8 protein-coding genes are annotated in these 8,271 nt (G+C 68.9%); 4 read left to right on the top strand and 4 right to left on the bottom strand.

Annotated elements, in window-relative coordinates:
• Positions 1-68: 68 nt before the first annotated feature.
• The 4 genes from phnE to araD1 all read right to left on the bottom strand — a co-directional run bounded on the left by phnE (position 69) and on the right by araD1 (position 3,899).
• Positions 69-977 (bottom strand): phosphonate ABC transporter, permease protein PhnE, encoded by a 909-nt coding sequence (gene phnE, locus EQG76_RS22290; protein ID WP_159716513.1) that lies wholly within the window; start codon positions 975-977, stop codon positions 69-71.
• Between the two features lie 50 nt (positions 978-1,027).
• On the bottom strand, positions 1,028-1,963 hold the full coding sequence (gene phnD / locus EQG76_RS22285; RefSeq protein ID WP_159716512.1) for a phosphonate ABC transporter substrate-binding protein: 936 nt from the start codon (positions 1,961-1,963) through the stop codon (positions 1,028-1,030).
• Between the two features lie 51 nt (positions 1,964-2,014).
• Positions 2,015-2,821 (bottom strand): phosphonate ABC transporter ATP-binding protein, encoded by an 807-nt coding sequence (gene phnC / locus EQG76_RS22280; protein ID WP_159716511.1) that lies wholly within the window; start codon positions 2,819-2,821, stop codon positions 2,015-2,017.
• A gap of 94 nt (positions 2,822-2,915) precedes the next feature.
• Positions 2,916-3,899 (bottom strand): AraD1 family protein, encoded by a 984-nt coding sequence (araD1, locus tag EQG76_RS22275; protein ID WP_159716510.1) that lies wholly within the window; start codon positions 3,897-3,899, stop codon positions 2,916-2,918.
• 172 nt (positions 3,900-4,071) lie between these two features.
• Between araD1 and EQG76_RS22270 the strand changes: the two genes are divergently transcribed.
• The 4 genes from EQG76_RS22270 to EQG76_RS22255 form a co-directional block, all read left to right on the top strand.
• Positions 4,072-5,601, top strand: coding sequence for an acyl--CoA ligase (locus tag EQG76_RS22270; protein ID WP_159716509.1), 1,530 nt, complete (start codon positions 4,072-4,074; stop codon positions 5,599-5,601).
• On the top strand, positions 5,601-6,584 hold the full coding sequence (locus tag EQG76_RS22265) for a 2-dehydropantoate 2-reductase (protein WP_159716508.1): 984 nt from the start codon (positions 5,601-5,603) through the stop codon (positions 6,582-6,584). The genes EQG76_RS22270 and EQG76_RS22265 overlap by 1 nt, the downstream gene beginning before the upstream one ends.
• Before the next feature lie 130 nt (positions 6,585-6,714).
• Positions 6,715-7,479 (top strand): phosphoribosylaminoimidazolesuccinocarboxamide synthase, encoded by a 765-nt coding sequence (gene purC, locus EQG76_RS22260; protein ID WP_159716507.1) that lies wholly within the window; start codon positions 6,715-6,717, stop codon positions 7,477-7,479.
• 80 nt (positions 7,480-7,559) lie between these two features.
• Positions 7,560-8,271, top strand: a 712-nt coding sequence (locus tag EQG76_RS22255) for a calcium-binding protein (RefSeq protein ID WP_159716506.1), incomplete at its 3' end; no start/stop codon positions are given.

Here is an 8,271-nt window from a genome sequence, read left to right as displayed (position 1 = left end):
CAGGCCATTGCGGGCCTGCCGGAACACGGCGGAATGACGGTCCCGGATCAAGGCGACCGTGGCGGCGTTCACAGGAACTGCTCCTGGCCTGCCGCCATCTGGCGCAGCCTGGCCGACAGGAGATCGATCGAGGTCACGGTCAGCACGATCAAGAGGACGATGGCGCTGACCTCCTCGTAATGGTTGAAGCTGATCACGTAGTAGAGTTCCTGGCCGATCCCGCCGGCGCCCACGAAGCCCAGGATCGAGCTGGAGCGGATGTTGATCTCGAAGCGTAGCAACGCGTAGCTGAGGAAGTTCGGCAGGACCTGGGGCAGGACGGCAAAGCGCATCTCCTGCAGCCAGGAGCCGCCCGCACCACGCACCCCCTCAATCGGGCCCGCCGGGACGTTCTCGTTCACCTCGGAGAACAGCTTGCCCAGCGCGCCGGCGGTGTGGATCGCCAGGGCGAGCACGCCCGCCAGCGGCCCGACGCCGAACGTGTAGACGAACAGGATGGCGAAGATGATCTCGGGCACCGCGCGGCAGAACTCCAGGAGCCGGCGGGTCGCCGTGTAGATCCAGGTGGAGCGCACCAGGTTGTGGCTGGCCGGGAAGCACAGGATCAGGGCGCCGGTGGTGCCCAGCGCCGTGCCGATCAGCGCCATGTTGATCGTCTCGGCCAGCAGCAGCAGGTACTTGGGCAGGTTGAAGTACCAGTAGGCGAGCGACCCCTCTGTCCTGGTCCCCTCGAACAGCACGTCCGGGCGCAGCTCGGGCAGGGTCGCGAACAGATAGTCGCCGACCCGCGGCAGGCCCGCCAGGAGGCGCTGCGGGAAGAACTGGGCGACGTTCACGGAGACAGCGACCGCCACCAGGAGGATCGCCCAGAACAGGATGGCGCCGCGACGCCGCTTGGCCCTCAGCTCTTGGCGATGCCGCTCGAACGCGCGCACGGCCGGCCGGTCCGTCGGATCGCTACGCAGATGCTCGGTCATGCGGTGGCCCGCGAAAAGATGGGCGCCGCGCTGGCGGCGCCCGTTGCCGGTCAGCTGCGGCGTGACGCCATCTGCTCCTGGCGGACCTTGATGACGTCCCCGTAGAAGCCCTGGTCGACTTCGACGAAGCCGGTGAAGTCGCCGCCCTGGGTCTTGTAGAAGCAGTCGGGATCGCTCTTGGGCAGTTCGCGCAGGAACTCCTTGTACTCGGCCTTGAGCTCGGCCGGCAGCGCCTGGCGCACGACTTCTGGCCCGTTCGGGATCAGGTTCGACTTCCACAGGATCCGGACGTCGCTCATGTCGAGCGCGCCCTTGTCGACCATCTTGCGCAGATTGCCCGAGGTGTAGCCTTGCGCGTACTCGCCGACACCGGACGTCCAGGTCACGGCGGCGTCGTACTGGCCGTCCAGGAGCGCGATGACGCCCTGCTCATGGCCACCGGCAAAACCGGTGGAGCCGAAGAAGCTGGCCGGGTCATAGCCCTGCAGCTTCAGCTCCACGGAGGGGTAGAGGTAGCCCGACGTCGAGTTCGGATCGGCGAAGGCGAGCGTCTTGCCCTGGAGGTCCTCCAGCTTCTGATAGGGGCTGTCGGCGCGCACCAGCAGGACTGAATAGTAGCCGGTGGAGCCGTCGGTCTGCTCCTGGGTGAACAGGGGCTCCACCGCCTGCGGGTCCTCCAGGTAGATGCCGGCATAGCCGGAAGCACCCAGGAGCCCGGCGTCGAGCGTGCCGGCGATCAGTCCCTGCATCACCCCGGCATAATCTGAGGCCGGATAGAGCTCGACCGGGATGCCCAGGCGCTGGGACAGCTTTTCCTGGAAGCAGGCGTAATTGGTGAGGCGGTCGGCCTCGTTCTCGCCGCCGATAATGCCGTAGCGGAAGGCCGGAACCTGTTCCTTCCAGCTCTGCGCGCCGGCGGGGGCGGGCGGCAGCGTCGCCAGGCAGGCGGCGGTGCCGAGAAGGGAAAGGGCAATGCGACGGAGCATCCTGCTCTCCGGATGGTTCACGCAGGGGAACGACGAAAGCGGCGGGTTCAATCAGGCGGCGACCCGGGCGAGACGGGCCGGCAGGGCGGTGGAGGTGACGGTTTCCGCCAGCATCTCCTCCAGTCCGTCGCTGCCGTAGAGCTCTCGCGCGCGTTCGACCGTCAGCTCGTCCGGGCGGCCGTCGAACACGATCCGGCCCTCCCGCATGCCGACGATGCGGTCGCAATAGGCGCGAGCCGTGTCCAGCGTGTGGAGATTGGCGATCACGGTGATGCCGTCCTCGCGGTTGATCCGGCGCAGCGCCTCCATGACGAGCTGGGCGCTGCGCGGATCGAGCGAGGCGATCGGCTCGTCGGCCAGCAGGATGTCGGGCTCCTGGACAAGTGCCCGAGCGATTGCGACCCGCTGCTGCTGGCCGCCCGACAGGGTGTCGGCGCGCTGCAGGGCAGCATGGGCCATGTCCAGCCGTTCCAGGGCGAGGATCGCCCGGGCGCGGTCCTCATCGGAGAAATGGCCCAGCAGCGAGGCGAGCCGGCCGGTGCGGGCGAGGCGGCCGAGCAGGACGTTGCTGATCACGTCCAGACGGCCCACCAGGTTGAACTGCTGGAAGATCATGGCGCAGCGGCCGCGCCAAGCCATGAGTTCGCGGCCGGCGAGCCCCGTCACGTCCACCCCGTCGAACCGGATGGCCCCGGCGCTGGGGTCGCCCAGCCGGTTGATCGTGCGCAGGAGGGTCGACTTGCCGGCACCCGAGCGGCCGATCACCCCCAGCATCTGTCCGCGCGGCACGTCCAGGCACACGTCGCGCAGGGCCCTCACCTTGCCAAAGGCCTTCTCGACGTCCCGGAGAACGAGCATGCCGCCTACCTCGTGCGCGCCGTGGTCACGCAGGAGGTGCTAGGCCAACACAGTGATCGACGTTCGATGATGCGGTGACGGTCCGGTGACCGGCTCAGAGGTCGCGAACGAGCACCGGCCGGTCTTCGCGCTTCTCGCCCAGCGGGTTGCGCAGCGGCCTGCCGAACGGCTCGGCCTGGATCTCGAACACGTCGCCGGGCTCCGCCTTAATCCCGTCGGCGAAGCTCAGCGTCGCCGTGCCGAAATAATGGACATGCACGTCGCCCGGCCGGCGGAAGAAGTCGTACTTGAAGTGGTGGTGCTCCAGGTTGGCCAGCGAGTGGGACATCGCGTCCTCGCCGGACACGAACGGCTTGGACCACAGCGTCTTGCCGTTGCGCAGGATCGAAGAGGTGCCCTCGACCCGGTCCGGCAGCGCGCCGATGCGCAGTTCCGGGCCGAAGCTCGAGGTCCTGAGCTTGGAATGGGCCAGCCAGAGATAGTTGACCCGCTCGGTCACGTGATCGGAGTACTCGTTGCCCAGCGCGAAGCCCAGCCGCCAGGGCGTGCCGTCCGGACCGATCAGGTATAGGCCGCAGATCTCCGGCTCCTCGCCGCCATCCTCGGCGAAGCCCGGATAGTCCAGCGGCGCCTCGGGCGGCACGATCGAGCCGCCATCGCCCTTGTAGAACCATTCCGGCTGCACGCCGATCTCGCCTTGGGCGGGCTTGCCACCCTCGATGCCCATCTTGAACATCTTCATGCTGTCGGTGAGCTTCTCGGGCTCGACCACGTGCATGGCGTCGCGGGTGGCAGCACTGCCGAGATGGGTGAGGCCGGTCCCGGTCACCAGCAGATGGGCCGGATCGGGATGATCGAGCGGCGTGAGCAGCCGCTTTTCCGCGATCACCGCCTCGTAGTCCTCGGTCTCGTCGCTCAGCCGCTCGGACACGACCTTCTCCAGACCCTCGCCCGCGGCGACCGCGGCGAGCGCCAGCCCGTAGACGGTCGTCGCCCGGTCCACGACGCGCAGCTCGCCGCCCTCGACCACGGCGACGGCCCGGCCACCATGTGCCGTCTTGAATTGAACCAGGTTCATGCCGACCCCCTACTCCCGCCAAACGACCGGGAAACTAGCGATGGGAGGTTGCGGCGTCACCACCTCTGTGGCCCGTGGGACATCTGGCGGCGGCGCCGACCGGCTTGCGGCGATACCGGCCGCGTGCGACCAGGATCATTGCTGCGGGATCGGGCCGGGAGGCAGGCAGGGAATGACGACGATCACCACGCTGTTCCAGGCGGCCAGCCCGCAGGCGCCGGCGATCCTGGCGCCCGGGCGCACGGCGCTGGATCATGGCGGCCTCGCCCGGCTGACCGCAGAGACCCGGGCGATGCTCGCCGGGATCGGGATCGGACTCGGCGACCGGGTGGCGATCGTCCTGCCGAACCGGCCGGCCATGGCCAGCGCCTTCATCGCGATCGCCCAGTGCGCCGCCACCGCACCGTTGAATCAGGCCTACCGGGCCGAGGAGTTCGACTTCTATCTGGGCGATCTCGGTGCCCGGGCGCTGGTGGTCGCCGCCGGGGCGGAGAGTTCCGCCATCGCGGTGGCAGAGGCCAAAGGCTGCACGATCCTGCGCCTGCACGAGGATCCGGAGGGGCCGGCCGGCGCGTTCCGGCTCGAGGCAGAGGGGACGGTACGCCCGGCCGTGGCGGCACGCGTGCCCGGCCCGGACGACGTGGCCCTGGTACTCTACACCTCGGGCACCACCTCGCGGCCCAAGATCGTGCCACTGACCCAGGCGAACCTCGCGGCCTCGGCCCGCCATATCGGCGCCACGCTCCAGCTTGGGGCGGAGGATCGCTGCCTGACGGTCATGCCGCTGTTCCACATCCATGGCCTGATCGCCGGCACGCTCGCCCCACTGGCGGCCGGCGGCTCGCTGACGGTGCCGGAGGGCGGCTTCGACGCGCTGCGCTTCTTCCGCGAGCTGGACGGCAGCGGCGCCACCTGGATGACCGCGGTACCGACCATGTACCAGGCGATCCTGACCAGGGCGGGGCGCAACCGGGAGGTGCTGGCACGGGTGGGCCTGCGTCTCCTGCGCTCGTCTTCGGCCTCGCTGCCCGCCCAGGTCATGCTGGAGCTGGAGGAGGCGTTCGGCTGCCCGGTGATCGAGAGCTACGGCATGACCGAGGCGGCCCACCAGATGACCAGCAACCCGCTGCCGCCGGCACCGCGCAAGCCGGGCTCGGTCGGGATCGCCGCCGGCCCGAAGGTCGCGGTATGCACGCCGCAGGGCGAACCGCTGCCGCCGGGCGAGGAAGGCGAGGTCGTGATTTCGGGGCCGAACGTGACGCCCGGCTACGAGGCCAACCCATCCGCCAACGCGGCGGCCTTCTTCGAGCGCGACGGGCAGCGCTGGTTCCGGACCGGTGACCAGGGTCGGATGGACGAGGAGGGGTACCTCCGCATCACCGGTCGGCTGAAGGAGATCATCAACCGGGGAGGCGAGAAGGTCAGCCCTTTGGAGGTGGACGAGGTGGTGATGGACCATCCGGCCGTCCGCCAGTGCGTCACCTTCGCCATGCCGCACGACAAGCTCGGCGAGGAGGTGGCGATCGCCGTGGTGCTGCGCGACGGCATGACGGCCGACGAGCGAGAGATCCGCGACTTCGCGGCAGCCCGGCTTGCGGCCTTCAAGGTCCCGCGCCGCGTCGTGATCCTGAGCGAGATCCCCAAGGGTGCTACCGGCAAGCTGCAGAGGATCGGCCTGGCGGCGAAGCTGGGGCTCGGCTGATGCGGGTCTGCGTCTATGGCGCCGGTGCGATCGGCGGCTATCTGGCCGGCAAGCTCGCCCGCTCCGGCGTGGAGGTCGCGGTGATCGCGCGCGGGCCGCATCTGGCAGCACTCCAGGCGGACGGCCTGACCGTCCAGGAGGGGGGCGGGGAGTTCCAGGTGCAGGTGGAGGCGGCCGAGGACCCGCGCAGCCTGCGCCCGGCCGACTATGTCGTGGTGGCCCTCAAGGCCCACCAGGTCGCCGATGCGGTGGACGGCATCCGCCATCTGTGCGGAGACGGCGGCGCGGTGGTGACCGCCGCGAACGGCGTACCCTGGTGGTACACCTACGGCCTGAAGGGGCCGTTCGAGAACCGGCGGGTCGAGGCGGTCGATCCGGGCGGCCGCATCTGGGCGGGGCTCGGCCCGGAGCGGGCGATCGGCTGCGTCGTCTGGCCAGCGGCGGAGATCGTGAGCCCGGGCGTGATCCGGCACATCGCGTCGGAGCGCTTCGACCTGGGCGAGCCCAGTGGTGAGCGCAGCGCGCGGGTGCAGCGCCTGTCGCAGGCGCTGATCGCGGCCGGGCTGAAGGCGCCGGTCCGCCCGCGGCTGCGCGACGACATCTGGACCAAGCTCTGGGGCAATTGCTGCTTCAACCCGGTAAGCGCGCTCACCGGCGCCACGCTCGGAGAGATCACCGCCGACCCGGAGCTGCGCGCACTGTGCCGGCGGGTGATGACCGAGGCTCGGGCAATCGGCGAGGCGATGGGCGCCCGCTTCCTCATGGAGGTGGAGAAGCGGATCGATGCCGCCGGTGCCACCGGCGCGCACAAGACCTCCATGCTCCAGGACCTGGAGCGCGACCGCCCGCTCGAGATCGATGCGCTGGTCACCGCCGTGCTGGAGCTGGGCCGGATGGCCGGGCTGGACAGCCCGAACCTGGCCTCGGTCCATGCGCTGGTCACCGCCCGCGCCCGCGTGCTCGGGCTCTACGGACAGGCCTGACGGACGAGACCGTACGACGACGTTGTCAGTGCCGGCCCGGACGGCTACAAGCGCGCGCGTTGCCAAGGGGTGCCCGCGGAGTGACGAGACCGCGCGCGCCCTTGTTTCGTTCCCCCGTCGGAGAGTGCAGATGAGTCGCCGCCGCCAAGTTTACGAGGGCAAGGCGAAGATCCTCTTCGAGGGACCCGAGCCCGGCACCCTGATCCAGTACTTCAAGGACGACGCCACCGCCTTCAACAACCAGAAGAAGGGCGTCATCACCGGCAAGGGTGTGCTCAACAACCGCATCAGCGAGTACATCATGCTGCGGTTGCACGAGATCAACATCCCGACCCACTTCATGCGCCGCCTCAACATGCGCGAGCAGCTGATCCGCGAGGTCGAGATCATCCCGCTCGAGGTGGTGATCCGCAACGTGGCGGCCGGCTCGATCGCCACCCGGTTCGGCATCGAGGAGGGGACGCAGCTCACCCGCTCGATCGTCGAGTTCTACTACAAGGACGACAAGCTGGGCGACCCGCTGGTCACCGAGGAGCACATCACCGCCTTCGGCTGGGCGACCTATCAAGAAATCGACGAGATCCTGAACCTATCGCTCCGGATCAACGACTTTCTGAGCGGCCTCCTGGTCTCGGTCGGGCTGCGCCTGGTCGACTTCAAGCTGGAGTTCGGCCGGCTCTGGGAGGAGGAGGAGTTCCGGATCGTGCTGGCCGACGAGATCAGCCCAGACAATTGCCGGCTGTGGGACGTCAAGACCGGCGAACGCTACGACAAGGACCGCTTCCGGCGCGATCTCGGCAAGGTCGAGGAAGGCTACCAGGAAGTCGCCCGGCGGCTGGGCATCCTGCCGGAGGCCGGCCCCCGGGACCTGCGCGGCACCGACACGGTGCAGTGATCGATCGCGTGTACGCGCGAATTTCAGCTGCCTCAATTCTCGCAACGGGCTAAAGGAGTCTCCAAACAGAAAGACTCCACATGGCGTTCGCTTCACGATCGACACCAGTCCATGGCCTGATCCTGGGTGGTCCGGCCGACGACGTCCTGACCGGCGGGATCGGCAACGACCAGTTGTTCGGCCGGGCGGGGCGCGACCGGCTCGCCGGCAATCGCGGCGACGAACTCATGGAGGGCGGCCTCGGCGACGACATCGTGCTGGGCCAGGACGGGGACGACGTGGTCCGGGGCAATGACGGCACCGACTTGGTCGACGGCGGCGCCGGCAATGACAATGTCTCCGGCCAGGGTGGCGGCGACCTGCTCCTGGGCGGCCTCGGCAACGACATCCTGGTCGGTGGCGAGGGCAATGACGAGATGCGGGGCGGCGACGGCCGCGACACGCTGTTTGGTGGGCCGGGCGATGACCGGCTGACCGGCGGTGCCGGACCCGACGAGTTCGATTTCCTGGTGGACCAGTTCGGCTTCATCCGGCCGAACGGCCAGGACATCGTGACCGACTTCGACCCCGCAGAAGACCATCTGGTCCTGCACGACAAGCTCGATGCGACGTTCAATCTCCGCCCGCGCCTGACCTTCGAGCAACTGGACGACAACGGCACGTTCCGCCTGGGCGATGGCGACCGCCATGTGACGATCCAGGCGGTGACGCTGGGCGGCGTGACCAGGGATTCGCTGGTGTTCGACCTGAAGGGTGCGATGGACCTGGATTTTGCCGGGCCGCAGACCGTCA

The organism is Geminicoccus flavidas (assembly GCF_009806515.1).
Lineage (GTDB): Bacteria > Pseudomonadota > Alphaproteobacteria > Geminicoccales > Geminicoccaceae > Geminicoccus > Geminicoccus flavidus.
This window is presented reverse-complemented; position numbering and strand designations above follow the sequence as displayed.

Coding starts and splice junctions, on each gene's coding strand:
- phnD (WP_159716512.1), bottom strand. CDS start 1,963: ATGCTCCGTCGCATTGCCCTTTCCCTTCTCGGCACCGCCGCCTGCCTG.
- phnC (WP_159716511.1), bottom strand. CDS start 2,821: ATGCTCGTTCTCCGGGACGTCGAGAAGGCCTTTGGCAAGGTGAGGGCC.
- purC (WP_159716507.1), top strand. CDS start 6,715: ATGAGTCGCCGCCGCCAAGTTTACGAGGGCAAGGCGAAGATCCTCTTC.
- EQG76_RS22270 (WP_159716509.1), top strand. CDS start 4,072: ATGACGACGATCACCACGCTGTTCCAGGCGGCCAGCCCGCAGGCGCCG.
- araD1 (WP_159716510.1), bottom strand. CDS start 3,899: ATGAACCTGGTTCAATTCAAGACGGCACATGGTGGCCGGGCCGTCGCC.
- EQG76_RS22265 (WP_159716508.1), top strand. CDS start 5,601: ATGCGGGTCTGCGTCTATGGCGCCGGTGCGATCGGCGGCTATCTGGCC.
- phnE (WP_159716513.1), bottom strand. CDS start 977: ATGACCGAGCATCTGCGTAGCGATCCGACGGACCGGCCGGCCGTGCGC.